Origin of the sequence: Pseudomonas sp. C8002 (genome assembly GCF_013385765.1) — a bacterium.
GTDB lineage: Bacteria > Pseudomonadota > Gammaproteobacteria > Pseudomonadales > Pseudomonadaceae > Aquipseudomonas.
Map to the genome: position 1 here is coordinate 139,687 of NZ_JACAPJ010000012.1, position 26,920 is coordinate 166,606.

Genomic DNA, 26,920 nt, shown 5'->3' on the forward strand with positions numbered 1-26,920 from the left:
TCAGTCCTTAGCGGGCAATAGGTGTCAAACGGATCAAGTGAATACGGCGGCTGTCGGCATTCAGGATGCGGAAGCGATAGGCACCGATCTCGGTGGTCTCGTTACGCTTGGGCAGATGCCCGAACGCACTCATCACCAGGCCGCCAACCGTGTCGAATTCATCGTCGGAGAATTCGCTGTCGAAGAACTCGTTGAAGTTCTCGATCGGCGTCAGGGCCTTGACCAGGAAATCACCGCTGGGCAGCGGCTTGATGTAGCTGTCTTCTTCGACGTCGTGCTCGTCTTCGATGTCGCCGACGATCTGTTCCAGCACGTCTTCGATGGTCACCAAACCCGCTACACCGCCGTACTCGTCAATCACGATGGCCATGTGATTGTGGTTCGCACGAAATTCGCGCAGCAGCACATTCAGGCGCTTGGATTCGGGGACGAAAGTGGCAGGACGCAGCAGGTCCTTGATGTTGAAGCTGTCGCCGTTCTCCTTGAGGATCAGCGGCAGCAGGTCCTTGGCCAGCAGGACGCCCATGACGTCGTCATGGCTTTCGCCGATCACCGGGTAGCGCGAGTGCGCCGAGTCGATCACGGCCGGGAGGAATTCCCGAGGGGTCTGGGTCGCCTTGATGCTGACCATCTGCGAGCGCGGAACCATGATGTCCCGTACTTGCAGGTCAGCTACCTGGATGGCGCCTTCGACGATAGCCAGCGCTTCGCTGTCCAGCAACTTGTTCTGATGCGCCTCGCGCAGCAGCTCCAGCAGCTCCTGGCGGTTTTTCGGCTCGTGGGCAAAGGCCTGGGTGAGTTTCCCCAGCCATGACTTTTGCCCGTTGCTCGATCGGTCTTCGCTCATAGCGATTACTCTAAATCCTTTATTGTTTCAGTTAGGTGTAGTTGCAATTTCGTCGTCTGCATACGGGTCACGATGACCCAGTTCTGCAAGCAACGTTCGTTCCAGTGCTTCCATTTCTTCGGCTTCGTCATCGTCTATATGGTCGTAACCCAAGAGATGCAAGCAGCCGTGGATGACTAGATGGGCCCAATGGGCCTCAAGTTCCTTGCCCTGTTCCTTTGCTTCACGCTCGACCACTTCGACGCAGATCACCAGGTCGCCCAGCAACGGGATATCCAGCAGCTCATCGGGTACGTCGGCGGGAAACGACAGCACGTTGGTCGCGTAGTCTTTTTGTCGCCAGGTGTGATTCAGTTCACGGCCTTCGGGCTCGTCCACCAGGCGAATGGTCAGCTCCGAGTCGGCGGTGCGCTGGCGCAGGGCCAGGGTGCACCACTGGCGGAACTGTTCTTCGCTGGGGGCGGGCGCTTCGGTGGCCAGCTGCAGGTCAAGCTCAAGCATCGCGGCGAGTGTCCTTGGCCGGTTGGTCGTCGCGGTGTTCGAAGCGCTCGTAGGCTTCGACAATGCGCTGCACCAACGGGTGACGTACCACGTCTTTGGGCATGAAGTGCGTGAAGCTGATCCCCGGCACGTCCTTGAGTACGTCGATCACCTGGGCCAGGCCCGACTTGGTGCCTTTGGGCAGGTCGACCTGGGTGACGTCGCCGGTGATCACGGCGGTGGAGCCGAAACCGATCCGGGTCAGGAACATCTTCATCTGCTCGACGGTGGTGTTCTGGCTTTCGTCGAGAATGATGAAGCTGTTGTTCAGCGTACGGCCACGCATGTAGGCCAGCGGGGCGATCTCGATCACCTGGCGCTCGATCAGCTTGGCCACGTATTCGAAGCCGAGCATCTCGTAGAGCGCGTCGTAGAGCGGGCGCAGGTACGGGTCGATCTTCTGGGCCAGGTCGCCGGGCAAAAAGCCCAGCTTCTCGCCGGCTTCCACCGCCGGACGCACCAGCAGGATGCGTCGCACCTGCTCGCGCTCCAGGGCGTCGACCGCGCAGGCCACGGCCAGGTAGGTCTTGCCGGTACCGGCAGGGCCGATGCCGAAGTTGATGTCGTTGCCCAGGATCTCTTTGACGTAGCGCTGCTGGTTCAAGCCGCGAGGGCGAATCATGCCTTTCTTGGTGCGCAACGCGACGCTGGCTTCGGCTACCGGGTTATTGGCCAGGTCCTCCACGGCGGATTCCTGCAGGTACAGGTGCACCGTTTCCGGCGACAGCTCGCTACCTTTGGTTTCCCGGTAGAGGCGGCGCAGAAGGTTTTCTGCCGAGGTGGTGTGCTGGGGTTCACCAATCAGCTCGAATTGATTGCCGCGGTTGCGGATCTCGATGCTCAGGCGTTGTTCGATCAGGCGCAGGTGCTCGTCGAACTGTCCGCACAGATTGGCGAAACGGCGAGCCTCAAAGGGCTCGAGGAGAAAACGATGTGGTTCTATGGGTGCGTTCAAGGTCGTTTTTAGCCGCCCTGGGGCAATTAAGATGAAATCAAGGATAACGCCAGCAGGCTGCGTGCGAAAGCACTTATATATCCCGAAGCTGGCACCGTTCTAATGTGGGAGCGGGCTTGCTCGCGAATGCGATGGGGCAGTCAGCCTGTTCGTTGCCTGATACACCGCCTTCGCGAGCAAGCCCGCTCCCACATTGGTTCCCGGTGGTCGAATTATTGTTACACCAGCGAACCGCGCAGCGAGTGCGGTTGTGCCGCGTCGATGTGCACGTCGGCGAACTGCCCGATCAGCGTCGGATTATCACAGCGGAAGTTGACGATCCGGTTGTTCTCGGTCCGGCCCTGCAATTCGCCAGGGTCTTTTTTCGAGTAGTCGGTCACCAGGATGCGCTGGGTCGAGCCCACCATCTGTCGGCTGATCTCGAAACCCTGCTGGTTGAGGCGGTGTTGCAGGGCGTTCAAACGCTCCTTCTTCAACGCTTCCGGGGTTTCGTCGAGCAAGTCAGCCGCCGGGGTGCCCGGGCGCTGGCTGTAGACGAAGGAGTAGGAGAAGTCGAAGCCTACGTCTTCGATCAACTTCATGGTCTGCTGGAAATCTTTCTCGGTTTCCCCTGGGAAGCCGACGATAAAGTCCGAGCTGATGCAGATCCCCGGCACCGCCGCACGCAATTTGCGCAATTTGGATTTGTATTCCAGGGCGGTGTGGTTGCGCTTCATCGCCGAGAGAATGCGGTCCGAGCCCGATTGCACCGGCAAGTGCAGGTGCTTGACCAGCTCCGGCACTTCGGCGTGGGCCTGGATCAGGCTGTCGGAGAACTCCAGCGGGTGCGAGGTGGTGTAGCGAATCCGCTCGATCCCGTCGACGGCAGCCACTACGCGGATCAACTCTGCGAGGTCCGCCAGGCGCCCGTCGTGGGTCTGGCCACGGTAGCCGTTGACGTTCTGCCCCAGCAGGGTCACTTCACGCACGCCGTTCTCGGCCAAGTGAATGATCTCTGCCAGCACGTCGTCGAACGGGCGGCTGACTTCTTCGCCGCGGGTGTATGGCACCACGCAGAAGGTGCAGTACTTGCTGCAGCCTTCCATTACCGACACATAAGCGCTTGGGCCGTCGATGCGCGGCTCGGGCAAATGGTCGAATTTTTCGATTTCCGGGAACGAGACGTCGACTTGCGGCAGCTTGGTGATGCGCGCGGCGTCGATCATTTCCGGCAGGCGGTGCAGGGTCTGCGGGCCGAATACCACGTCGACGTACGGTGCACGGTCGCGAATGGCGGCGCCTTCCTGGCTGGCCACGCAACCGCCGACGGCGATCACCATGTCCGGGTTGGCCAGTTTCAGTTCACGCCAGCGGCCCAGCTGCGAGTAGACCCGGTCCTGGGCCCGCTCGCGGATCGAGCAGGTATTGAGCAGGATCACGTCGGCGTCTTCAGCGCGAGCGGTGACTTCCAGGGCCTGATGTTCACCCAGCAGATCGACCATGCGCGAGCTGTCGTACTCGTTCATCTGGCAACCGTGGGTTTCGATGTAAAGCTTCTTGGCCATGGGGATCGTCAACTGGTGGTAAAGAACCGCGCATTATAGGGGGCATGCCGATAGGTTCCTAGCACTGTGCATCGGACGCCATGCTATAGTTCGCGCCCTCTTTTATATCCCCCGATGTGTTACCCGCCCACCATGACCAAACGTGAAGCTCCAATCTACAAGGTGATTTTCCTTAACCAGGGCCAGGTGTTCGAAATGTACGCCAAGCAGATCTATCAAAGTGATCTGTGGGGCTTCCTGGAAGTGGAAGAGTTCGTCTTTGGCGAGCGCACGCAGCTGGTCGTCGACCCGGGCGAGGAAAAACTCAAGGCTCAGTTCGAAGGCGTGGTGCGCAGTTTTGTGCCGATGCATTCGATCGTGCGCATCGACGAAGTCGAGCGCCTGGGCACGCCGAAAATCAGCGAGGCCCGGGGCATGAGCAATGTCATGCCGTTTCCGATGCCGATGCCTGAGAAGTGACGTTCAACTATTTTGTAGGGTATTTCTGATTCTTGCCTCTCGTGCATGGACATTCTGTTTAAAAAACAGCAGATTTTGTTTATGCAGAGAGGGCGCCATGAATACATCAATAATAAAAAGCCTGTTTCAATGGGACGTGAGTTCCACTTTTTTAATTAACTCTCCATCAAAAAGGCTCTGCCCTGGAATACAAGGGCATTAGCGTTCTATCGCCTGGCGTTAGTTAACACCGATTTTTTTCTTATGACGCAGTCATCAACGGACTTATCTGTTCGGGAGTAGCCCTGTGCGCGATCCTCGTTATGACATTCTGTTTGAGCCGGTACAAATAGGCCCGGTTCGCACCCGTAACCGCTTTTATCAAGTTCCCCACTGCAATGGCATGGGCCATGTGCATCCTTCCGCCATGGCACGCATGCGCGGGATAAAAGCCGAAGGTGGGTGGGGCGTCGTCTGCACTGAAGAATGTGAGATCAGCCCGCTGAGCGAGTTCTCTCCCTACATAGAGGCGCGCTTGTGGGATGAACGCGACATCCCGGCGCTCGCGCGAATGTGTGAGGCCGTCCACCAGCACGGGTCACTGGCCGGCGTAGAGTTGGCATTCAATGGTTACTCGGCCCCCAACCGCTACAGTCGTGAGATTCCCTGGGCGCCCTCCAATACGCCGGTGCGTGGTTATGACCCGGTACAGGCCCGGGCCATGAGTCGTGCCGATATCCAGCAACTGCGCGCCATGCACCGTGCCGCCGCACTGCGGGCGCGGGACGCGGGGTTTGACATCATCTATGTCTATGCCGGGCATGACCTCGGCGTGCCGTTCCATTTCCTCACGCCACGCAACAACCGCCGTACTGATGAGTATGGCGGTGTGCTGGAAAACCGCGTGCGGCTGTTGCGCGAGTTGATTGAAGACACCCGCGATGCGGTGGGTGATCGGTGTGCCGTGGCGGTACGCCTGGCGGTAGACGAGCAGAGGGTCGACGGCCTGTCTCGCGATGGAGAGGGCGCTGAAATATTCTCGATGCTGGCGGACTTGCCGGATTTGTGGGACGTCAACGTCGCCGATTGGTCCAACGACAGTGTAACGGCGCGCTTTGCCTCGGAGGGTTATCAAGAGACCTTCCTGTCGGGTCTGAAGGCTCTGACCCGCAAGCCGGTGGTGGGCGTCGGGCGGTTCACCTCGCCAGACACCATGGTCTCGCTGGTCCGCCGTGGCATCCTGGACTTGATTGGCGCGGCCCGCCCTTCGATTGCTGACCCGTTCTTGCCGAAGAAGATTGAAGAGGGTCGAGCGGACGAGATTCGCGAATGCATTGGCTGCAATGTCTGTGTCAGTGGCGACCACACGAGCACGCCGTTGCGCTGCACGCAAAATCCGACCATGGGCGAGGAGTGGCGGCGCGGCTGGCACCCCGAGTCGGTCAATCGTGCGCATCACCCTGGGCGGGCGCTGGTGGTCGGCGCAGGGCCCGCAGGGCTGGAGTGCGCGCGGATACTGGGCGTTCGGGGCATGGAGGTGGCGCTGGTGGACAGCTTGCGCACCCTTGGCGGACGGGTGGCGCTGGAGTCCCGGCTTCCAGGATTGGCGAGCTGGGGGCGGGTAATCGACTATCGGTTGGACGCCTTGAGTCGCCTGGCGTCGGTTGAGATTTATCGGGAGAGTCGATTGCAGGCCCAGGACATCCTGGACTTCGCCGCAGAGCATGTGTTTATCGCCACCGGCTCCCGCTGGCGGCGGGATGGGTTGGGACGGGCCCTGCGTCGCCCGTTACCGGGCCTGGGAAGCCTGCCCGTCATCACGCCGGATGATCTGATGGCCGGTGTCCTGCCGGCGTCACCAGCGCTGCTGTTCGATGACGATCACTATTACATGGGCAGCGTCTTGGCTGAGCACCTGGTGGCGCGGGGCGTGCAAGTGATATTCGTCACCCCGGCGGCGGATGTGGCGGCCTGGACCCACAACACCCTTGAGCAACACCGCATCCAGCGCCGCCTGCTGGAGCTGAACGTCACGATCGTCCCGTCCCATACGTTGGTCAGGTGTATGCCTGAAGGCCTTGTCGCAGGGTGCGTCTACACGGAGCGGACACGCTTCATTCCCGCCGCTTCCTTGCTGTTGGTCACCTCCCGCGAACCCGAGCAGGCGTTGTATCAGGCGTTGAACAGCGCACCCGAACAGGTGCGCGCGGCCGGGATCGGCACGCTGACGTTGATCGGCGATTGCGTGGCGCCCGGCACGATTGCTGCGGCGGTGTATTCGGGGCATCGAATGGCACGGGAGTTTGATGCACCCGTTGATTCTTTATTGGTCCGGCGAGAGATTCCGCTTATCGAGGTGTAGTCAGTCTCGCTGTTTATTTAATAACGAGGAATACAATAATGAAAAAAACAATCCTGATGTTATTCGCTGTTCTTTTATTAAACACGCCACTGTTTGCCAATGACTATGCCGTCATCCGTTTTGGTGTTGATCCCAATTACGCGCCTTTTGCCTATAAAGATAACAAAGGCACGTTGACGGGGTTCGAAGTTGATATCGGTAACGCCCTCTGCACTCAGTTGCGTGTTCGCTGCCAATGGGTTGAAAGTGATTTTGACGGGCTGATTCCCAGTCTGAATGCCGGCAAGATCGACGCCATCCTCGCCTCAGTGACGGTCACCGCCGCACGAGAAAAGGTGATTGATTTCTCCTCGGAGGTATTTTCCAGCCCCACCGCCATGGTGCTCCGCCCCGGCGCTGAGCTGGCCAAGGGTACGGCTGTTGGCTATCTGCAAGGCAGTACCCAGGAAGTCTATGCCCGCCAAGTGCTCGCCGGGCAGGGTATAAAGATCGTGGCTTATGCCGATCAGGAACAGGTGTATGCCGATCTCGTGGCAGGGCGGCTGCAAGCCTCATTGCAGGATGCACAGCAAGCGCAAAGCGGATTTATGCGCACAGCCCAGGGTGCGGGGTTCGTCCTCGGGCCGCCGATCGAAAGTGCATTGATGCCCTCCAAAAGCGCCATCGGCATCGCCAAGGGCAATCATGCCCTGAAAGCCCTGCTGGATAAGGGCCTCGCGGCACTGCACGCCGAGGGTACCTACGCTCGGCTGCAAGACCAGTACTTTCCGGGTGTGAACATGTTCAGCGGTCAATGACCGTCCTTCAATGGCGAGCGAGAGCGCAAACATGTTGCCCACCTTCACTCAATTCACCTCGACCCTGGACAGTTTTGCGCCACTCTTGTTGGGCGGTGTCTGGGTCACGCTGCAACTGGCGCTACTGTCACTGCTGCTGGGGCTGGCGTTCGGCCTGCTCGGTGCTGGCGCCAAGCTGTCCAGGGTCAGGGCCTGGCGCCTCTGCGCACAGCTCTACACCACTCTGATTCGCGGGGTGCCCGACCTGCTGTTGATGCTGTTGATTTTCTATGGGGTGCAAACCGGTTTGAGTCGTCTGACGCAGGAACTGGGCATGGCCTACATCGAAATCGACCCATTCAGCGCGGGCGTACTCACCTTGGGGTTTATCTACGGCGCCTATTTCACCGAAACCTTTCGTGGTGCCCTGCTGGCTGTACCTCGCGGCCAGTTCCAGGCCGCCAAGGCCTTGGGCATGACCTTCAGTCAGGGCTTCGTGCACGTGATATTCCCGCAAATGATGCGGTTCGCCCTTCCGGGGCTGGGCAATAACTGGATGGTTTTACTCAAGGCGACTGCGCTGGTGTCGATCATTGGCTTGGCGGATTTGGTCAAGGTCGCCCAGGTAGCGGGCAAAAGTAGCCAGCAGTTATTGGCCTTTTTGCTGATGGCCGCATTGATCTACCTGTTGCTCAGCAGCGTTTCAAACCTTGCCTTGCGCTGGCTGGCGCGTCGTTACGGCGTCGGTGCGCAGGAGCCGTCACCATGATCGAGTTGATCCAGGAATACTGGCGGCCGTTCATCTATTCCGACGGTCAACAACTTACCGGCCTGGCCATGACCCTATGGCTGACCAGTGCCTCGCTGTGTCTTGGCCTACTGCTGGCACTGCCCTTGTCCATCGCCAGGGTGTCATCCAGATGCTGGCTGCGTTGGCCGGTGCAATGCTTCACCTACCTGTTTCGCGGCACGCCGCTGTATATCCAGTTGCTGATCTTTTATACCGGGATCTACAGCATTGCCGCCGTGCGTGAACAGCCCGTGCTGGATGCGTTTTTCCGTGAGGCGCTGAACTGTACGCTGTTGGCATTTGCCCTGAATACCGGCGCCTACACCACGGAAATTCTCGCGGGCGCCATTCGGGCGATGCCTCGTGGTGAAGTCGAAGCCGCCCGATCCCTGGGGTTCGACGGCTGGAAGCTGTATGTCCACCTGATCATGCCGTCCGCATTGCGCCGCTCATTGCCCTACTACAGCAATGAGGTGATTTTCATGTTGCATTCCACCACGTTGGCGTTCACCGCCACGGTGCCGGATATCCTGAAAGTGGCACGGGATGCCAACGCCGCAACCTTCCTGACCTTTGAATCATTCGGCTTCGCAGCAGCCCTTTACCTGTGCATTACCTTTGCCTTGGTAGGTTTGTTTCGCCTGGCTGAACGGCGCTGGCTGCGTTTTCTGGATGCCGCCCGATAGGAGATCGAAATGCAGACCCACGTGCATGAGTTGTTGGAGGTCGTACCGGGGACGACGCGACAGATTCGCAGTTTTCATTACGGCCCGGCCAATGCAGCCGGCAAGGTTTATATCCAGGCGTCCCTGCACGCCGATGAACTGCCGGGCATGCTGGTCTTATGGCATCTGAAGCAGCGGCTGGCGCACCTGGAGGCAGCAGGGTTGATGCGTTGGTCGGTTGTGGTGGTGCCGGTGGCCAATCCGCTGGGGTTGGAGCAAGTGTTGATGGATGTGCCCCAGGGGCGCTTCGATAACGACAGTCGGGAAAACTTCAATCGTTTCTTCCTCGACGTCAGCCAGCAGGTCGGTGATCGCGTCGAAGCCCTGTTGGCGGATGAACCGGGCGCCAATCTGCAACTGATCCGTGGCGCCTTGCTGCAAACACTGGCCAGCCAGGAGCCGGCGACACAGTTGCAATCCATGCGCTTGACCCTGCAAACGCTGGCCTGCGATGCCGATATCGTGCTGGACCTTCATTGCGATTTCGAGGCCGTGCAGCATTTGTATTTGTCGCCGGATTTCTGGTTGCACGTGGAGCCTTTGGCCCGTTACCTGGGAGCCAGGGCGTGTTTTTTGGCCAAAGAGGCCGGCGGGCAATCGTTCGATGAGTGTTTTACGTTGTTCTGGGCGCACATGCAGGCGCGTTTTCCCGGGCGCTTTTCGGCACCGGGGTTTGCTGTGACTGTAGAGCTGCGGGGTGTTGCCGATGTGGATCACGGACTGGCGCGTCAGGATTGCCAGGCGTTGATCGACTACTTGATTCAACGGGGAGCCATTGACGGCCAGGCACCACCGCTACCGCCATTACTGAATGTGCCAACGCCGTTGGCGGGAGTAGAACCGGTGGTGAGCCCAGTGGGAGGCTTGATTGTGTTTTGCGCGAAGGTGGGGGATTACCTGGCGGCCGGGCAAATCCTCGCCGAAGTTATCGATCCGATCACTGATCGGGTGACACCGGTTGCTTGCACCCGAGAAGGGCTTTTGTATGTTCGATCAGTGCGGCGAATGGCGAGTGCCGGTATGACGATTGCCCATGTAGCTGGCCCGAAGGCGCATCGACAGGGTTATCTGTTATCACCTTGAAGGATCCGGCAGCGGCGAAAACGGCGAGCTGCCATCTGCGCTCTGCAGTTCCTGCAGGTAGTTGCGGAAAATCTGTCCCAGCACTTGGGTAGCCACTTCCAGTTCGTCGCGCTGCATGTGTTCGGCCACTTCGTCGGCCGTGTCCAGTGCATCTTCGGCGCCGTTCACCGCTGCCATTTTCAGCACGATGTACGCCTGGACGTTATTGGCTGGTACGCCTTCGCCGTGGAAAAACATGGTGCCCAGCTGGAATTGCGCCTGCGCGTGGCCCTGCAACGAGGCTTTCTCGAAGTAGCTCAAGGCTTTGTTGAGGTCGCGTGCGGGGTTTTTACTGTCGTAGAAGTACTCGCCCAACTCGTATTGCGCCTGCGCATCCCCGCCATCGGCCTGTTTCTGGCACGCGCTCAGGGCTTCGGCCTGGCTTTCCGGCTGGGTATTGAGGGTGCAACGACCCATCGCTGGGATTAACAACGAGTTGCCGCCTGCCTGGGCATACGCCAGCAGCGGCTGAAGGAGCAACAGGCAGCCCAGAACCAGGGTGCGGCCGGTGCGTTTCATGGGAATCGACTTACCTCTGACGGGGCGCGGGACCCACGGGGGGATCCAATAAGCGCGCATTATGAAATAAGCAGGCACCTGCTTACAAAGTCTTTACTCGTTTTTCTGCTGCGTGGGCAAGTTATCTGCCGGATTGCAGGTGAATTCTCGAAAAAAGACGGAAATGCCTGTAAGCAAAGTAGCAAATCTGACGCCGCCAGGGGCGGCGCCTGATTTTTGATCCGCTTATTTCAAGGCGGCGAAGGCGCGTTCGGCAGCATCGAGGGTCAGTTTCAGCTCGGCATCACCATGGGCGATCGAGGTGAAGCCGGCTTCAAAAGCGCTCGGGGCGAGGTACACGCCACCTTCCAGCATCAGGTGGAAGAAGCGCTTGAACAGGTCGGCATCGCTGCCCATCACATCGTCGAAGGTGACGATGTCGTCGGCGCCGCTGAAGTACAGGCCGAACATGCCGCCCGCCTGGGTGGTCACGAACGGAATGCCGGCGGCATCGGCGCGCTGTTGCAGGCCGTCCAGCAGGCGAGTGGTGTAGTCGGTCAGCTCGGCGTGGAAGCCCGGGCGGCTGATCAGGCGCAGGGTGGTCAGGCCGGCGGCCATGGCCAGCGGGTTACCCGACAGGGTGCCTGCCTGGTACACCGGGCCCAGCGGCGCGATGTGTTGCATGATTTCGCGCTTGCCGCCGAAGCAGCCCACCGGCATGCCGCCACCGATGATCTTGCCGAAGGTGCTCAGGTCCGGCGTGACGCCGTAGTAAGCCTGGGCGCCGCCGAGGGCAACGCGGAAGCCGGTCATCACTTCATCAAAAATCAGCACCACGCCGTGCTTGTCGCACTGTTCCCGCAGGCCTTCCAGGAAGCCCGGCGCCGGCGGCACGCAGTTCATGTTGCCGGCCACCGGCTCGACGATGATGCACGCCACTTCCTGGCCGACTTCGCTGAGCATCTGCTCGACGGCAGCGATGTCGTTGAACGGCAGGGTCAGGGTATGTTTGGCAAACGCGGCCGGCACCCCGGCGGAGCTCGGTACGCCTTGGGTCAGCGCACCGGAACCGGCCTTGACCAGCAGGCTGTCGGAGTGGCCGTGGTAGCAGCCTTCGAACTTGATGATGCTGTCGCGGCCGGTAAACCCACGGGCCAGGCGAATCGCGCTCATGGTGGCTTCGGTGCCGGAGCTGACCATCCGCACCATCTCCATGGAGGGCACGATGGAGCACACCAGGTCAGCCATCTCGGTTTCCATGGCGGTCGGTGCGCCATAGGAAAGGCCGTGTTGCAGCTGCTGGCGCACCGCGTCCAGTACTTCCGGATGGCTGTGGCCGAGGATCATCGGGCCCCACGAACCCACGTAGTCGACGTAGCGCTTGTCATCTTCGTCGGTGACGTAGGCGCCTTCGGCATGCTTGAAGAACAGTGGGGTGCCGCCAACGCTCTTGAACGCTCGCACGGGAGAGTTCACACCGCCGGGGATGTGTTTCTGGGCATTGGCAAACAGGGTTTCGGAACGGGACATGATCGTGTTCTCTGAATTCAAGATTTTAGAAGATCGTTGAAAGCGCGGGCGCGGCGCGTGACTTCCTGGGTGCTGTCGGCACCAAACAGGCCGTGGACCACTGCCAGCAAGTCGGCACCGTGGGCCACCAGCGGCTTGGCATTTTCCAGGGTGATGCCGCCGATCACGCAGATCGGCAGGTGCAACCGCGTGCGGGCCTGGGCCAGCAGTTCAACGGTGGCTGCCGGCGCGCCGGGCTTGGTGTTGGAATTGAAGAAGCGGCCGAAGGCGACATAACTGGCACCTTCGCGGGCAGCCTGCTCGGCCAGTTCGATCTGGCTGTGGCAGGTGGAGCCGATGATCGCCTTGGAACCGAGCAGCGCACGGGCCGGGGTCAGCGGGCCGTCGGTCTGGCCCAGATGCACGCCGACGCCGAGGCGTGCGGCCAGTTCGGCGTCATCGTTGATGATCAGTTGGGTCTTGTAGCGCGAGCACAGCTCCCGCAGTTTTTCGGCTTCCCGCAGGCGGCGCGCTTCGTCGCTGCTTTTATCGCGGTATTGCAGCAGGGTCACGCCACCGTCCAACGCCGCTTCGACGTAGGCCAGGAACTTGCCGGCCAACAGTTGGCTGTCGGTAATGGCATAAAGGCCACGTAGTTTCATCGGGCAGGCCTCTTGGTGTTACGAGCAGAAATCCAACGGCAGACGACGAGGCACGAATTGCCCCTGGCCGAGTTGTTCAGCGTCACGCAGGGTGCGCCAAGTGTAGTTGAGGGCCGATTGCACAGCGCTGACCAACCCTTCGCCTTGTGCCAACCGACCGGCCAGCGCGCTGGCCAGGGTGCAGCCCGAACCGTGGTAACTGCCGGGCAGGCGCTGGCAGGTAAAGGTCTGGTGCGTGCCGTCGCGGCTGTAGAGGCGGTTGTGCACTTCGTGCTCGTCGCCATGGCCGCCGGTGATCAGCAGGTGCTTGATGAACGGCAGCAGTTTCGCGGCGCATTCGTCCGCCGTGCCCTCGGGCAATTCGGCGAGGATGCGTGCTTCAGGCAGGTTGGGGGTGGCGATCATCGACAGCGGCAACAGCCGCTCGCGCATGGCGTAGCCGACCTCGTCCTTGCCCAGGCTGCCGCCGCCGCCGGCACGCAGCACCGGGTCGCAGACCACCGGCAAATGCGGGTGCGCCTTGAGCAGTTCGACCACGGTGTCGACCATCTCCAGGGAACCGAGCATGCCCAGTTTCACCGCGGCCACTTCGGAGTCACCGAGCACGGCGTTGGCCTGGGCCAGCACCCACTCGCGATCCAGCACGCGGAAATCGCTGACGTTGACGGTGTTCTGCACAGTCAGCGCGGTGACGGCCGGGGCCGCATGACAGCCCTGGGCGAGCAGGGCTTCGATATCTGCCTGCAAGCCGGCGCCACCACTGGGATCATGGCCGGAGAGACAGAGGACAACGGGGCGAGAGCTGTAGATATTCATGGTGCGCGAGCTTACCACCAAACGCTTTTTGGGTGGCTGTCGGGCGATGGTTGAATTTTTAGCGGAGGCGAAGGTGGAAATGGCTGTTTGCTATCATCGTGAAATGCAGGTCAAATGCCCTGTAATGCCCGCTCTAGAGCCTTTCAAAAAATTATTTCAATGGTGTCTTTTGGCCTGTAATGGCTATGCTAGAGTGGATTCAAACCAATAACTGTATCGCCGGTTTACGTCTGCTCAAAAGGAATGGAGGCTTTTGACATAACCGGACAGGTCACGCTGGGGCTCTATGCGCTATTTGCTGATGTTACTGTTGACCGGGCTGCCGATGCTGGCCGGCGCAGTCGAGTTCAACGAGACCACCACGCGGTTGCCCCTGGGCCAAGTGATGCAAGTCCTTGAGGACCCCAGTGGCGCCCTGACCATTGGCGATATCAGCTCGCCGGTCCTCGCCAGTCGTTTCAAGACCCACGACAAAGCCACATTGAATGCCGGCTATTCGCGCTCGGTGTTCTGGCTCAAGGTCGATTTGCATTACCGTGCACAGCGCCCGGATGCCCCGCGCCGCTGGCTGCTGGAACTGGCTTACCCGCCGTTGAACCAACTGGAGCTGTACGAGCCTGACAGTGTCGGCAACTATCGACTGGTATCGCGCACCGGCAGCATCCTGCCGTTTTCCAGCCGCGAAATCCGCCAGAGCAACTACCTGTTCAAGCTCGACTTCGTCCCTGGCCAGCAGGAAACCCTGTACCTGCGCCTGCAAAGCCAGGGCTCGATCCAGGCACCGCTGACCCTCTGGTCCACCACCGCGTACCTCGAAGAACAGCCATTGCGCCTGTACGTGCTGGGTGTGATCTACGGCGTGTTGCTCGGCATGCTGATCTACAACCTGTTCATCTACCTGAGCGTGCGCGACACCAGCTACCTCTATTACATCCTCTATATCGCCTCGTTCGGCCTGTATCAGCTGTCGGTGAACGGCGTCGCCGTGCAGTATTTCTGGCCGAATAACCCGTGGTGGGCGAACGCGGCGGTGCCCTTCCTGATCGGTTCGGCGGCGCTGTTCGGCAGCCTGTTTGCCCGCAGTTTCCTGCACACCGCGCTTTACAGTCGCTGGATCAACCGGCTGTTGCTGGCCCTGGCGGTCAGCGGCGGGGTGGTGATGGTGCTGGCCCTGTTCACCAGTTATGCGCTGGCGCTGCGCCTGGCCACCGCCCTGGCGCTGGTCTTTACCGTGACCATCTTCGTCGCGGCCATCAAGGCCTGGTATTGCGGCCAGCGCATGGCGCGCTACTTCATCATCGCCTGGACCGCGTTCCTGCTGGGCGGTGTAGTCAATACGATGATGGTGCTGGGCTACCTGCCCAATGTGTTCCTCACGATGTACGCCAGCCAGATCGGCTCGGCACTGGAAGTGGCCTTGCTGTCCCTGGCGCTGGCCGACCGGATCAATTCGATGCGCGAGCAACAGGCGCAAATCCTGTTCGACGCCAGCCAGAAACTCGAAGTGCTCAACACGCAACTGGCCCACAGCAACCAGCTCAAGGATGAATTCCTCGCCACCTTGACCCACGAGCTGCGCACGCCGATGAACGGTGTGATCGGCTCCCTGGAATTGATGCAGACCGAGCCGCTGCCAGGCGACCTCGCGCAGTACCATCAAACCGCCTCCGGTGCGGCCCGCGAGATGATGCGCATGGTCAACGGCATCCTCACCCTCACCGAATTGCAGGCCGGGCGCCTCAGCCCGCAACCCCAAGTGTTCAGCCTGCGTGGGCTGCTCGACACCTTGCGCCAGCAGTTCGCGGCCAGCGCCCAGAACAAAGGGTTGGCGTTCTCCATTGATCTGGCAGAAGACCTGCCGGACCGCATCAACGGTGATCCCGGCAAGCTGGCGCAGTGCCTGGATTGCCTGTTGGACAATGCCTTCAAGTTCACCCACGAGGGCTCGGTGCGTGTGCGGGTGGTCGGTGTACCCCAGGCGGATGGAACGCTGCGCCTGACCTTCATTGTCACTGACACCGGCATCGGCTTCGCCTACCTCGATGAGGCGACCCTGTATCAGCGCTTCTTCCAGCTCGATGGCTCGACCACTCGCCAATACGGCGGCATGGGCATTGGCCTGGCGATCTGCCGGCAATTGATCGAGTTGCTCGGTGGGCGCCTCACCCACAATTCCGAGCCGCGGCGCGGCAGTCGCTTCCAGCTGGAGCTTGCGGTCAGCCCCGTCCAGCCCGAACCCGCTGCCGTGCGGCGAGTACCGCAGGCGCAACGCACGCCGCAGGAGTGCACGGTGCTGCTGGTAGACGACAACAGCGTGGCGCAACTGGTGGTGCGCGGCATGTTGCTCAAGCTCGGTTATCGGGTGAAAACCGTCGACAATGGGCCGGCCGCCCTGGCGTTGCTGCAGAGTCAAACCTTCGACGCAGTGTTGCTGGATGTGCCGGAGGGCGGCTTTTCGCTGTGCTGCCAGATCCGTGCGTTGCCCGGCTGTGGTGAGCTGCCGGTGATCGCCTTGAGCACCTCGTTACAAGCCCCGGAACGCGAGCGCTGCCACGGCGTGGGTATCACCGACCGAGTGGCCAAGCCGGTACGTTTCGAGGCCCTGCAACGGGTGCTGCAACTGCGGTTGTTGCATATGGTTGAGGGTGAAAGCGCCGCCAATTAGGCGTTTATGCCACTTTTTTAACCCGGGTGACGGTGCTTAACTGAAATTCAGGCCTCAATGAACGTGGCCTTTTTTCAGGAGGCCCGTCATGCACCTGCACCAGTTCGCCGAAACCCACGACGTCACCAACCAGCCACCGTCCCTGGACGGCACCAACCTGTACCGTATCGACTTGCCGCTGCAAGACTGGTCCCGGCGCTTCGGCGCCGGCTGGGCCGAGCAGCGCATCGACACCTATGGTGCGCTGGCGGGCGGGCCGCTGATGGAAGCCGGGTTCCTGGCTAACCAGAACAAACCGGTGTTCAACAGCCATGACCGGTTTGGCCATCGCATCGACCTGGTGGAGTTTCATCCGGCCTACCACGAGCTGATGCGCACCGCCGTCGAACACGGCCTGCCGTCGTTGCCGTGGGCCCATCCGCAATCCGGCGCCCATGTGGCCCGCGCGGCGATGACCTACCTGCACAGCCAGGCCGAAGCCGGCACCGGCTGCCCGCTGACCATGACGTTCGCCTGCGTCCCGGCCCTGCGCCTGCAGCCAGACCTGGCTGAAACCTGGCTGCCGAAAATCCTCGCCACCGAATACGACCCGCGCAACGTCGGCATCGCCCACAAGGCCGGCGCCACCATCGGCATGGCCATGACCGAGAAACAGGGTGGCACCGACGTGCGCGCCAACACCACCCGCGCTTACCCGGTGGGCGCCGGCGGCCCGGGCCAGGCGTATGAGCTGGTGGGGCACAAGTGGTTCTGCTCCGCGCCGATGTGCGATGGCTTCCTCACCCTGGCCCAGACCGACAAGGGCCTGACCTGTTTCCTGCTGCCCCGGCACCGCCCGGATGACACCCGCAACGAGTTCTACATCCAGCGCCTGAAAAACAAGCTCGGCAACTGCTCCAACGCTTCCAGCGAAGTGGAGTTTCGTGGCGCGCTGGCCTGGATGATCGGCGAAGAAGGGCGCGGCGTACCGACCATCATCGAGATGGTGGCGATGACCCGCTTCGATTGCATGGTCGGCTCCAGCGCCCTGATGCGCCAGGCGCTGACCCAGGCCAGCCATCATTGCGCTCACCGCCTGGTAGGTGGCCGGGTGCTCAGCGAGCAACCGTTGATGCAGAACGTACTGGCCGACCTGGCCCTGGAAAGCGAGGCGTCCCTGGCCTTGAGCATGCGCATGGGGCGCGCGCTGGACCATCTGGATAACGAACAGGAAGCCAAATTCGCCCGGCTGGTGACGGCGGTGGGCAAGTACTGGATCTGCAAGCGCGCGCCCGCGATGATCAACGAAGCCGCCGAGTGCATGGGCGGTGCGGGGTATGTCGAGGACAGTATCCTGCCGCGCTTGTACCGTGAGGCGCCGGTCAACTCGACGTGGGAAGGTTCCGGCAATGTGCAGTGCCTGGATGTGCTGCGGGCCCTGTCCAAAGAACCGGGCGTATTGGAGGCGCTGTTTGTCGAGCTGGGGGATGGTCATGGCCACAAGCACCTGGCGCGGCATATCGAGCAGTTGAAGTCGGCGTTCATGGACACCCAGGACATCCAATACCGTGCCCGGCAATTGACCGAGGACATTGCGGTGGCGTTGCAGGCCAAGCTGCTGCTGGAGGCGGGCAATGCCAGTGTGAGTGATGGCTTTATCGCCAGCCGACTGGGTGAGTCGTCGGGCCGGGTCTATGGCACCTTGCCGCGCGGTGTGGATGTGGAGGCCATCGTCGCCCGGTCGACACCTCAAATCCTCTGAATGAATGCGGGCAAAAATGTGGGAGCGGGCTTGCTCGCGAAGGCGGTGGATCAGCCAATACATGTGCTGACTGACCTAGCGCTTTCGCGAGCAACCCCGCTCCCACATTATTGATCGCATTCCAATTCCGGTGTTCCAGTGCGCCAGGGATACAGGCAAGATGAAGGCCTGCAAGTCAGAACACAGGATGCTTACCGTGACCGAAGCTTTTGTTGTCGTTCAAACCGCCGAAGAAGCCGTGGATCGGCTGGCGGCTCTCCATGAGCGTGCTACCGGCGCGCTCAATCAAGCCCTCAAGCGCTACCTCAAAGACCGCGTCGAACCCGACGCTGAACAACGTGCGATGTTTCGCTACCCGGAACTGCGCCTGACCTACCTGGTGCAGGGCGAAGTCCCACAGACCACCCGGGCGTATGCCAAGGTTCAGTTGCCGGGGACCTACAGCGTCACCGTCACCCATCCGTCGGCCTTCCGCAAATACCTGCTGGAGCAACTGGTGCCGTTGATGCACGACTTCACCGTGACGGTGGAAGTGGGCGTCAGCCAGCAGAACATTCCCTACCCGTACGTGGTGGAGCAGGGTGACGAACTGGCCGGCTCCGGTGTAACTGCCGCCACGCTGGCGCGGGTGTTCCCGAGTACCGACCTGTCTGCCGCCACCGATGGCATCGCCGACGGCCTGTACGACTGGGAAAACACCGACCCGCTGCCATTGGCGTTGTTCGATGCCGCCCGCGTCGACTTCTCCCTGCGCCGCCTGGTGCACTACACCGGCAGCGACTGGCGCCATGTGCAGCCGTGGATTTTGCTGACCAACTACCACCGCTACGTTGACCAGTTCATCGTGCATGGCCTGGAACAGTTGCGCAGCGACCCGCGCTTTATCCGCATGGTGCTGCCGGGCAATGTGATCATCGACAAGAGCATGGACCACGGCGAAGCGTCTGCCATTGCTGCCGGCGTGGTCTGGCACCGTTATCAGATGCCGGCCTACCACTTGCAGGCGAGCGACGGCCATGGTGTGACCCTGGTGAACATCGGCGTCGGCCCGTCCAATGCCAAGAACATCACCGACCACCTCGCCGTATTGCGTCCGCATTGCTGGCTGATGATTGGTCACTGCGGCGGGCTGCGCCAATCCCAGACCATCGGTGACTACGTGCTGGCTCACGCCTATATGCGTCGCGACGGGATTCTCGACCGGGTAGTGCCGCCGAACATTCCGATCCCGGCCCTGGCCGAAGTGCAGATGGCCTTGCAGCAAGCCGCGGCCAACGTCACCGGCGAGAAGGGCGAGGAGCTGAAAAAGCGCCTGCGCACCGGCACCGTGCTGACCTACGACGACCGCAACTGGGAGCTGCGCTGGGCCCAGGAACGTCCGCTGATCAACCTGTCCCGCGCCGTGGCCGTGGACATGGAAAGCGGTACCATCGCCGCCCAGGGCTACCGCCTGCGGGTGCCGTACGGCACGTTGCTGTGTGTCTCGGATAAACCGCTGCACAGCGAGATCAAGCTGCCGGGATCGGCCAACGCGTTCTATGAGCGTGCGGTCAGCCAGCACTTGAAGATCGGCATCGAGGCGGTGGATCTGTTGCGCACCGAACTCAACTCGCTGCACTCGCGCAAACTGCGCAGCTTCGACGAGCCGCCGTTCCGCTAAACGGTTGGGATGGTTATTTAACGGTCAGGCCACTAGCATTGTCGGTCCTGACCGTTAGATGTTCCTTTGCCATGTCCCGTCCTGCCCGTCCTGTTTCCCGCCGCCCCGGTGTGAAAAGTCCGCAAACTTCGTCAGCCCCGCGTCGTGTCGCCAAGGCGCCACCGGCCGAGCCCAAGTTGATCCTGTTCAATAAACCCTTCGATGTGCTGACCCAGTTCAGCGATGAAGGCGGGCGGGCGACCCTCAAGGATTTCATCGACATCCCCGGCATTTACCCGGCCGGGCGCCTGGACCGTGACAGTGAAGGCCTGTTGCTGCTGACCAACGACGGCCAATTGCAGGCGCGCATCGCGGACCCCAAGCACAAGCTGGCGAAAACCTATTGGGTGCAGGTGGAAGGCGAACCGACCGAGGAACAGCTGCAACGCCTGCGCGACGGTGTGGAGCTCAACGACGGCATGACCCTGCCCGCCGAAGCCCGGCAACTGGACGAGCCACAACTGTGGCCACGCAACCCGCCGGTGCGGTTTCGCAAGAGCGTGCCGACCCATTGGCTGGAGTTGGTGATTCGTGAAGGGCGTAACCGCCAGGTGCGGCGCATGACGGCGGCAGTGGGGTTGCCGACGCTGCGTCTGGTGCGGGTGCGGATTGGTGACTGGTCGATCGACGGCCTGGACCAAGGCCAATGGAAAGAAGTGCCGGCGCGCTTATAAGGCGCCGGACTCGATCAGGCCGATCACCACGCTTTTGATGATGAACGCGGCAACGCCCAGGCCCAGCACGAAGAACAGGATCATCGAGCCAAAGCGCCCGGCCTTGGATTTCTTCGCCAGGTCCCAGACGATAAAGCCCATGAAAATGATCAGGATGCTGACCAGGCCGGTCATCATCCATTCTTCAAACACGGCGGGATCAATCGAGTTCATCGGGTCGTTTCCGGCTGGGGCAGGGCGCCGATTATACGCCAGGGCAATCGGCGCGACATTGACCTGCGTCGGTCTGCCGCAGACTTACCACCCTGCGGGAACACAGTCAAAATGTGGGAGCGGGCTTGCTCGCGAATGCGGTGGATCAGTCAGCACATTCGGTGCCTGGCACACCGCATTCGCGAGCAAGCCCGCTCCCACATTTGTTCCGCGCTGGTCTTAAGTGCGCAGGTGGGTCAGCGGCAGCTCGGTGCTGTTGAGCACCTGGTTCAGCACAAAGCTTGAACGCACGCTGGTGACGCCTTCGATGCGGGTCAGGTGGCCCAGCAGCAACTTCTGGTAGTGATCCATGTCTGGCACCACCACTTTCAGCTGATAGTCGGCGTCCATCCCGGTCACCAGGCTGCATTCCAGTACTTGCGGCAAGGTGCGGATGGCCGCTTCGAAGTTCTCGAAACGTTCGGGGGTGTGTCGGTCCATGCCGATCAGCACGTAGGCCGTGAGACTCAGGCCGAGCATCTTGCGGTCGAGCAAGGCGACCTGGCGGGCGATGTAGCCGTCGTCTTCGAGTTGCTTGACCCGGCGTGAGCACGGCGAAGGCGACAGGCCGATGCGCTCGGCCAACTCCTGGTTGGAGATCCTCGCGTCGCGCTGCAATTCCGCCAAAATACTCAGGTCGTATCGGTCAAGTTTGCTCATGGGGCTGGCCTTTGTCGTAACTATTGCGGTGAATTATCTATCCAGGGTTAAAAATTGCGCAAGCACTGTTTATTGACGCAATCTTCGCAATCATCTGCCCGAGGCCGAGGCGTAGAGTTATCAACAGAATCACTGCCCGGACATACAGTCCACTGCAGCCCGCCAATAAGGCCGGCTGCGGCCGCCAACCCCACAGGGTTGCCCCGGCCCCCGGGCTGCACACTGTCCACAAGACGGCGTGAGGTGAGCCAACGTCAAAAGCGTTGAGCCAGGACGAAGTTCTCAAGGGGCGACCGACGGGTCGCCCCTTTTTATTGCCTGCGAAAATACTTCTCGTGACTGATAACCTCTCGCAGAACCGGGCCCCGGTTTTCCAGTCTTACGTGTAGGCCCTAATCCGCAGTGAGGAATAGCATGAAGCGCATCTGGCGTTTGGCAGGTGTTGGTTTGCTGATGATGAGCGTTGGTGCGCAAGTGATGGCCGACGACCCGCCACGCCAGGAAGGCGGTGGTCAGCATGAAAGAGGCCCGGAAGGGCATCCAGGCAATAATCAGCCTCGGCCGCAGAACAACCAACCGCGACCACAAAATAATCAACCGCGTCCTGAAGCCCCTCGGCCCGAGAACAATCAGCCGCGTCCGCAGAATCAGCATTTCGAAAACAATCAGCCACGGCCGCAGAACCAGAATGTCGAGCGCCCGAACGGGGGTGGCCAGTGGCAAGGTCGTCCTCAGGGCAACCAACAGCAGCAACCGCCGCACCCGGCGCCCCAGCCAGCCAATAACCTGCCGATCCAGGGGCGCCCGGACACCGTGCGCCAGACCCAGGAACCGCGCCCCGGCAATTACCAGGACATTCCGCGTCGCAACGACGGCAACCAGCATTGGCAAGCCGGCAATGGTGGCCCGGGTCGTCCCGGTTTCAACGGCGGTAACGGCGGTGGCAATAACCACCCTAACGATCACCGCTGGCCAGGTCGCCCCGACGGGCACGGCAATGGCTGGGGCCCAGGCCCGCAATACCGTCCGGGTTACATCATCGACCGCTTCCCCGACCGCAATTACCGCGTGCCGTATCGCGGCCAGGACTACTTCTTCTCGGGTGGCTACTGGTATCGCCCACAAGGCCCGCGCTATGTCGTCGTGACGCCGCCTTACGGGATTCGCGTGCAATACCTGCCCGACTACGCGCGGGAAGTGTGGGTGGGCAGTGCGCTGTTCTTCCTCGCCGCCGGTGCCTATTACACCTACGAAGAAAGCAGCCAGCAGTACGTTGTGGTGCAGCCGCCACCCGCCGCGCCAGCGCCGCAACCCGTGCCCCAGGGCAATGGTTATGACGTGGTGGCTTACCCGGCCAACGGCCAGTCACCGGCGCAGGTCCAGCAGGACGGTTACGACTGCTATCGCTGGGCGGTGCAGCAAAGTGGCTTTGACCCAAGGACCGTCACCTACGCCCCCGACCCGGCCGTGGTGCAAACCTACCGCCAGGCCCAGGGCAACTGCCTGAGCAGTCGCGGGTATCAGGTGCAGTACTAGGCCTTCGCGCCCTTGACCACTTCCTGCGGGTCGGCGTGCACCAGCACTTCGGCTCGCGGGTAGGCGTTGTGGATGGCATCGGCGGCCTGGTCGCTGATGCCATGGGCCACCGACAGACTCAATTCCCCCGGTAACTCCAGGTGCAACTGCACAAACCAGTGGCTGCCGGAAATCCGCGTGCGCAAGTCATGTGCACCGAGTACACCGGGCACACTGCAGGCCAGTTCCAGCATGTGCTGGCTGACATCCGGCGGCAGTTCCTCGTCCATCAGCACCGAAAAACTTTCCCGGGCGATCTGGATGGCGCTCCACAAAATGTAGGCCGCGATGCCCAGGCCGAACCAGGCGTCCACCTGATGAAAACCAAACGCCGCCAGCACCAACGCCACCAGGATGCTGCCGTTGAGCATCATGTCTGAGCGATAGTGCAGCGAGTCGGCGCGGATCGCGTTGGAGCCGGTTTCGCGGATCACCCGGTATTGCAGGATCAGCAGCGCCGCCGTCAACGCCAGGGACAGAACGATCACGCCAATACTCAGCCATGGCGCGCCCACAGGTTCCGGATGCTGCAAACGCTGGAACGCCTGGAAGGCGATCAACACCGCACTGCCGGCGATGAACAGCGCCTGGGCCATGCCCGACAGGGATTCCGCCTTGCCGTGGCCATACCGGTGATCGTCATCCGCCGGGCGCAACGCGTAGTGCACGGCCAGCAAGTTGAGCAACGAGGTAACGCCGTCGAGCAGCGAGTCGGTCAACCCGGCGAGCATGCTCACCGAGCCGCTGAGCCACCAGGCGATGGCCTTGGTCACAATCAGCACACAGGCCACGCCGACGGAAGCGCGGGTGGCCAGGCGCAACAGCCGGGCGTGTTCGGGACTGGTGGTCATGGGGCGGGTCAGTCCTTAAGCGGCGGGTTGCAGGCCCAGGGTGGCGAGTTGTTGCACGCTGCCCTTGAACTGGATCATGCGCGGGTCGTCCAGCGGCAGGTTATGCCCAGTTTCTTTCTGGATGATGGTTTGCAGCTTGGCGTTGTCGACCTTGCCGTCGGCGCCGATGGCTTGCTGGAGTTTTTCCGGAGCTACCTGGGCGGTTTTGCCCGGCTCGAAGTAGATCGCGCCGGTGGCGAAGTCGACACCAAAGGCGATCAGGCCCGGGATCACGTAGAACAGCAGGCCGACCGCATCGAGCACGGCAATTGCCGGGTCGATCTTGCCGTCGATCTGGCCCCGGCGGTCGGGGTAGAAAATCGAGCCGCAGGCCGTCAACTGGCTCAGCAGGGTGACGGCCAGAACACCGCCGATGACACGGGAAGCAACACGCATGGGACTCTCCTTGAACATAATGAAAGTGACTATAAGCCAGTCTACAAGGCGACGATGATCAAGTGTGGGAGCTGGCCGCATTCCAGTCAGTACGGGGCCGTGTCGTTGAGACCATCACCGACACCCGGCAGTTCGCCGTTATACTCGCCGCTCTGCTTTGGAGCCAGTATGAATTCGTTGCCAATCGATGATGTTTTACCCGCCCTGCGTGACGCCCTGGCGACGCGCCATGAAGCCGTGCTCGAAGCACCGCCCGGCGCCGGTAAAACCACACGGGTGCCATTGGCGCTGTTGAATGAACCCTGGCTGGCCGGGCAAACCATCCTGATGCTCGAGCCCCGCCGCCTGGCCGCCCGTGCAGCGGCAGAAAGGCTGGCCAGCGAGTTGGGGGAAAAGGTCGGCGAAACCGTTGGCTACCGCATTCGCCTGGACAGTAAGGTCGGCCCCAACACCCGCATCGAAGTGGTCACCGAAGGCATCCTCACCCGTCGCTTGCAGGATGACCCGGCGCTGGACGGCGTGGGTTTGTTGATCTTCGACGAGTTCCACGAACGCAGCCTGGACGCCGATCTGGCGCTGGCCCTTAGTCTCAATGGTCGAGACCTGTTTCGCGACGAGCAGCCACTGAAGATCCTGCTGATGTCCGCCACCCTGGAAGGCGAACGCCTGGCCGGGTTGCTGGACGACGCGCCGATCCTGCGCAGCGAAGGGCGCATGTACCCGGTGCAGATGCGCTGGGGCCGGCCATTCCAGCCCGGCGAATTTATCGAGCCACGGTTGGTGCAGACCATCCTTGAAGCCCTGCATGATGAAGCCGGCAGCGTGCTGGTGTTCCTGCCGGGGCAGGCCGAGATTCGTCGGGTTAATCAGCAATTGGCTGACGCGCTGGGCGATAACCCCGATGTGCTGCTATGCCCGCTGCACGGCGAACTGGACCTGGCCGCCCAGCGCGCCGCCATCGACCCGGCGCCCGCCGGCAAGCGCAAAGTGGTGCTGGCCACCAACATTGCCGAGACCAGCCTGACCATCAACGGCGTGCGCGTGGTGATCGACGCCGGGTTGGCGCGGGTCCCGCGTTTCGACCCGGGCAGCGGCATGACCCGTCTCGACACCCAGCGCATCTCCCGCGCCAGCGCCACCCAGCGTGCCGGCCGGGCAGGGCGCCTGGAGCCGGGGGTGTGTTATCGGTTGTGGTCCGAAGACCAACATGAAGGGCTGGCGGCGTATTCCAGTGCGGAAATTCTCTCGGCGGATCTTTCCGGTTTGGCCCTGCAATTGGGCCGCTGGGGCGTGGCGCCTACTCAGTTGGTATGGCTCGACGTTCCGCCCACCGCGGCTTATGCACAGGCCCAGGATTTGCTCGAGCGCCTCGGAGCGTTGAGCGATACCAAGCTGACCGCCCACGGCCAGAAAATGGCCGGGTTGCCGGCGCACCCGCGAATCGCTCATTTGCTGCTGCGTGGTCAGGATCTGGGCCTGGCGAGCATGGCCTGTGACGTGGCGGCACTGTTGGGTGAGCGCGATATCCTGCGTGGTGCCGGTGCGGATTTGCACAGCCGCCTGGCCCTGTTATCCGGTGAAGAAAAGGCCCGTGGCACCCAGGGCGGTGTGCAGCGTGCCCGCCAACTGGCGCGGCAATACCGTGGCTATTTAAGAGGCAAGGCAGAGCAGCCGGTGGCTGATCCCGATCATCCGCGCTGGCTCGGCGCGTTGCTGGCGCTGGCCTACCCGGACCGCGTCGCCCAGCAACGGCGGGCGGGCGGTGCCGAATACCGCCTCGCCAACGGCCGTGCCGCGTTGTTCGCCGAAGCCGACAGCCTGATGAAGCAACCCTGGCTGGTGATCGCCGATCTGGGCAGCCGCCAGGGCCAGCGTGAAGAACGGATTTACCTCGCGGCGGATTTTGATCCGGCGCTGTTCGACTCGGTGTTGGCCGAGCAGGTGCGTAATGTCGACCAGCTTGACTGGGATGAGCGCGAAGGCGTGCTGCGGGCCGAACGCCAGCGCAAGGTCGGCGAACTGGTGCTCAGCCGCGAGCCGCTGACCGGCCTCGACGAATCCGCCCGCAGCCAGGCGCTGGTCAACCTGGTGCGGCGCAAAGGCCTGGAACTGCTGCCCTGGACCCCGGAGCTGCGCCAATGGCAGGCGCGGGTGATGCTGCTGCGTGGTCTGGATAGCGGCAAGGCCAGTGAATGGCCGGATGTCAGCGACAGCGCCTTGCTTGCCAGCCTGGAACACTGGTTGATGCCGTACCTGGGCAAGGTGTCGCGCCTGAGCCATTTCGCCAATCTGGATATTTCCAGCTTCCTGCATAACCTGCTGCCGTGGCCGTTGCCGGCGCGGTTGGACGAGCTGGCGCCGCACCATCTGAAGGTGCCGTCGGGCTCGTCGGTGCGGCTGGACTACAGCGAGCAGCCGCCGATTCTGGCGGTGCGCTTGCAGGAATTGTTCGGGCTGGCGGATACGCCGCGGATCGCCGGCGGGCGGCAGGTGGTCAAGCTGCACCTGTTGTCGCCGGCCAGACGGCCCGTGCAGGTGACGCAGGACCTGGCGAACTTCTGGCGCAGTACTTACGCCGAGGTGAAGAAGGATTTGAAGGGGCGGTATCCGAAGCATTACTGGCCGGATGATCCGTTGATTGCTGAACCGACTGCCCGGATCAAGCCGAGAAAGTAAGTACATCGCAGATCTAATGTGGGAGCTGGCTTGCCTGCGATGGCATCACCTCGGTCTGTCGGATAGACCGAGGTGCCTGCATCGCGGGCAAGCCCGGCTCCCACACTG

Annotated in this window: 24 protein-coding genes; 12 read left to right on the plus strand and 12 right to left on the minus strand. The window is 61.7% G+C overall.

The annotated features are described in order from the left end of the window. Positions 1-7: 7 nt before the first annotated feature. The 4 genes from HX814_RS18440 to miaB all read right to left on the minus strand — a co-directional run bounded on the left by HX814_RS18440 (position 8) and on the right by miaB (position 3,886). On the minus strand, positions 8-847 hold the full coding sequence (locus HX814_RS18440; protein ID WP_003215451.1) for an HlyC/CorC family transporter: 840 nt from the start codon (positions 845-847) through the stop codon (positions 8-10). Between the two features lie 27 nt (positions 848-874). Beyond that, on the minus strand, positions 875-1,348 hold the full coding sequence (gene ybeY, locus HX814_RS18445; protein ID WP_003215452.1) for an rRNA maturation RNase YbeY: 474 nt from the start codon (positions 1,346-1,348) through the stop codon (positions 875-877). Then, complete coding sequence (locus tag HX814_RS18450) at positions 1,341-2,342, minus strand: PhoH family protein (protein ID WP_003215453.1); 1,002 nt, start codon at positions 2,340-2,342, stop codon at positions 1,341-1,343. Before HX814_RS18450 ends, ybeY begins: the two co-directional genes overlap by 8 nt. 218 nt (positions 2,343-2,560) lie before the next feature. Further along, positions 2,561-3,886, minus strand: a complete 1,326-nt coding sequence (miaB, locus tag HX814_RS18455) for a tRNA (N6-isopentenyl adenosine(37)-C2)-methylthiotransferase MiaB (RefSeq protein ID WP_102369960.1) — start codon at positions 3,884-3,886, stop codon at positions 2,561-2,563. 132 nt (positions 3,887-4,018) lie between these two features. On the opposite strand from miaB, the gene HX814_RS18460 reads away from it, so the two are divergent. The 6 genes from HX814_RS18460 to HX814_RS18485 all read left to right on the plus strand — a co-directional run bounded on the left by HX814_RS18460 (position 4,019) and on the right by HX814_RS18485 (position 10,060). After that, complete coding sequence (locus HX814_RS18460) at positions 4,019-4,345, plus strand: DUF1820 family protein (protein ID WP_003215457.1); 327 nt, start codon at positions 4,019-4,021, stop codon at positions 4,343-4,345. Positions 4,346-4,631: 286 nt separating this feature from the next. Then, positions 4,632-6,686, plus strand: a complete 2,055-nt coding sequence (locus HX814_RS18465; protein WP_177008855.1) for an FAD-dependent oxidoreductase — start codon at positions 4,632-4,634, stop codon at positions 6,684-6,686. A gap of 38 nt (positions 6,687-6,724) precedes the next feature. Then, positions 6,725-7,483 (plus strand): transporter substrate-binding domain-containing protein, encoded by a 759-nt coding sequence (locus tag HX814_RS18470; protein ID WP_177008854.1) that lies wholly within the window; start codon positions 6,725-6,727, stop codon positions 7,481-7,483. Between the two features lie 31 nt (positions 7,484-7,514). Beyond that, positions 7,515-8,231 carry an ABC transporter permease gene (locus tag HX814_RS18475; protein ID WP_177008853.1) on the plus strand — a complete coding sequence of 239 codons (717 nt, stop codon included), beginning with the start codon at positions 7,515-7,517 and terminating at the stop codon, positions 8,229-8,231. After that, a complete protein-coding gene (locus tag HX814_RS18480) occupies positions 8,228-8,938 on the plus strand; it encodes an ABC transporter permease (RefSeq protein WP_003215465.1) in 711 nt (236 codons plus the stop codon). The genes HX814_RS18475 and HX814_RS18480 overlap by 4 nt, the downstream gene beginning before the upstream one ends. 9 nt (positions 8,939-8,947) lie before the next feature. After that, positions 8,948-10,060, plus strand: coding sequence for a succinylglutamate desuccinylase/aspartoacylase family protein (locus HX814_RS18485; protein WP_177008852.1), 1,113 nt, complete (start codon positions 8,948-8,950; stop codon positions 10,058-10,060). Here HX814_RS18485 and HX814_RS18490 read toward each other — a convergent pair. The 4 genes from HX814_RS18490 to HX814_RS18505 form a co-directional block, all read right to left on the minus strand. Further along, the gene (locus HX814_RS18490; RefSeq protein WP_177008851.1) at positions 10,052-10,618 is read right to left on the minus strand and encodes a tetratricopeptide repeat protein; all 567 of its coding nucleotides are present in this window, start codon (positions 10,616-10,618) and stop codon (positions 10,052-10,054) included. The two genes, HX814_RS18485 and HX814_RS18490, sit on opposite strands and share 9 nt — an antisense overlap. Before the next feature lie 225 nt (positions 10,619-10,843). Continuing rightward, positions 10,844-12,127, minus strand: a complete 1,284-nt coding sequence (hemL, locus tag HX814_RS18495; RefSeq protein ID WP_003215470.1) for a glutamate-1-semialdehyde 2,1-aminomutase — start codon at positions 12,125-12,127, stop codon at positions 10,844-10,846. A gap of 17 nt (positions 12,128-12,144) precedes the next feature. After that, positions 12,145-12,768 (minus strand): thiamine phosphate synthase, encoded by a 624-nt coding sequence (gene thiE / locus HX814_RS18500; protein WP_177008850.1) that lies wholly within the window; start codon positions 12,766-12,768, stop codon positions 12,145-12,147. 18 nt (positions 12,769-12,786) lie between these two features. Then, the gene (locus tag HX814_RS18505; RefSeq protein WP_177008849.1) at positions 12,787-13,584 is read right to left on the minus strand and encodes a hydroxymethylpyrimidine/phosphomethylpyrimidine kinase; all 798 of its coding nucleotides are present in this window, start codon (positions 13,582-13,584) and stop codon (positions 12,787-12,789) included. A gap of 286 nt (positions 13,585-13,870) precedes the next feature. Between HX814_RS18505 and HX814_RS18510 the strand changes: the two genes are divergently transcribed. The 4 genes from HX814_RS18510 (at position 13,871) to HX814_RS18525 (ending at position 20,363) form a co-directional block, all read left to right on the plus strand. Continuing rightward, a complete protein-coding gene (locus HX814_RS18510) occupies positions 13,871-16,249 on the plus strand; it encodes a hybrid sensor histidine kinase/response regulator (RefSeq protein ID WP_008436587.1) in 2,379 nt (792 codons plus the stop codon). An 88-nt stretch (positions 16,250-16,337) separates the two neighbouring features. Next, on the plus strand, positions 16,338-17,990 hold the full coding sequence (locus HX814_RS18515; protein WP_177008848.1) for an acyl-CoA dehydrogenase family protein: 1,653 nt from the start codon (positions 16,338-16,340) through the stop codon (positions 17,988-17,990). Between the two features lie 160 nt (positions 17,991-18,150). Beyond that, a complete protein-coding gene (gene amn / locus HX814_RS18520) occupies positions 18,151-19,650 on the plus strand; it encodes an AMP nucleosidase (RefSeq protein WP_172834544.1) in 1,500 nt (499 codons plus the stop codon). A 71-nt stretch (positions 19,651-19,721) separates the two neighbouring features. After that, positions 19,722-20,363 (plus strand): pseudouridine synthase, encoded by a 642-nt coding sequence (locus HX814_RS18525; protein WP_029616066.1) that lies wholly within the window; start codon positions 19,722-19,724, stop codon positions 20,361-20,363. On the opposite strand, the gene HX814_RS18530 is transcribed toward HX814_RS18525, so the two are convergent. Both HX814_RS18530 and HX814_RS18535 read right to left on the minus strand, forming a co-directional pair. Next, a complete protein-coding gene (locus HX814_RS18530; protein ID WP_026077819.1) occupies positions 20,358-20,567 on the minus strand; it encodes a DUF2788 domain-containing protein in 210 nt (69 codons plus the stop codon). The genes HX814_RS18525 and HX814_RS18530 overlap by 6 nt on opposite strands. 228 nt (positions 20,568-20,795) lie before the next feature. Further along, the gene (locus tag HX814_RS18535) at positions 20,796-21,275 is read right to left on the minus strand and encodes an Lrp/AsnC family transcriptional regulator (RefSeq protein ID WP_003194418.1); all 480 of its coding nucleotides are present in this window, start codon (positions 21,273-21,275) and stop codon (positions 20,796-20,798) included. A gap of 414 nt (positions 21,276-21,689) precedes the next feature. On the opposite strand from HX814_RS18535, the gene HX814_RS18540 reads away from it, so the two are divergent. Further along, positions 21,690-22,811: a DUF6515 family protein gene (locus tag HX814_RS18540; RefSeq protein WP_177008847.1), complete on the plus strand. Its 1,122-nt coding sequence runs from the start codon at positions 21,690-21,692 to the stop codon at positions 22,809-22,811. Here HX814_RS18540 and HX814_RS18545 read toward each other — a convergent pair. Both HX814_RS18545 and HX814_RS18550 read right to left on the minus strand, forming a co-directional pair. Further along, positions 22,808-23,701: a cation diffusion facilitator family transporter gene (locus HX814_RS18545; protein WP_087693591.1), complete on the minus strand. Its 894-nt coding sequence runs from the start codon at positions 23,699-23,701 to the stop codon at positions 22,808-22,810. The genes HX814_RS18540 and HX814_RS18545 overlap by 4 nt on opposite strands. 15 nt (positions 23,702-23,716) lie before the next feature. Further along, the gene (locus tag HX814_RS18550) at positions 23,717-24,136 is read right to left on the minus strand and encodes a hypothetical protein (RefSeq protein WP_017476229.1); all 420 of its coding nucleotides are present in this window, start codon (positions 24,134-24,136) and stop codon (positions 23,717-23,719) included. A gap of 168 nt (positions 24,137-24,304) precedes the next feature. Here HX814_RS18550 and hrpB point away from each other — a divergent pair, with 168 nt between their 5' ends. After that, positions 24,305-26,812 carry an ATP-dependent helicase HrpB gene (hrpB, locus tag HX814_RS18555; protein ID WP_177008846.1) on the plus strand — a complete coding sequence of 836 codons (2,508 nt, stop codon included), beginning with the start codon at positions 24,305-24,307 and terminating at the stop codon, positions 26,810-26,812. The last annotated feature ends 108 nt before the right edge of the window (positions 26,813-26,920 follow it).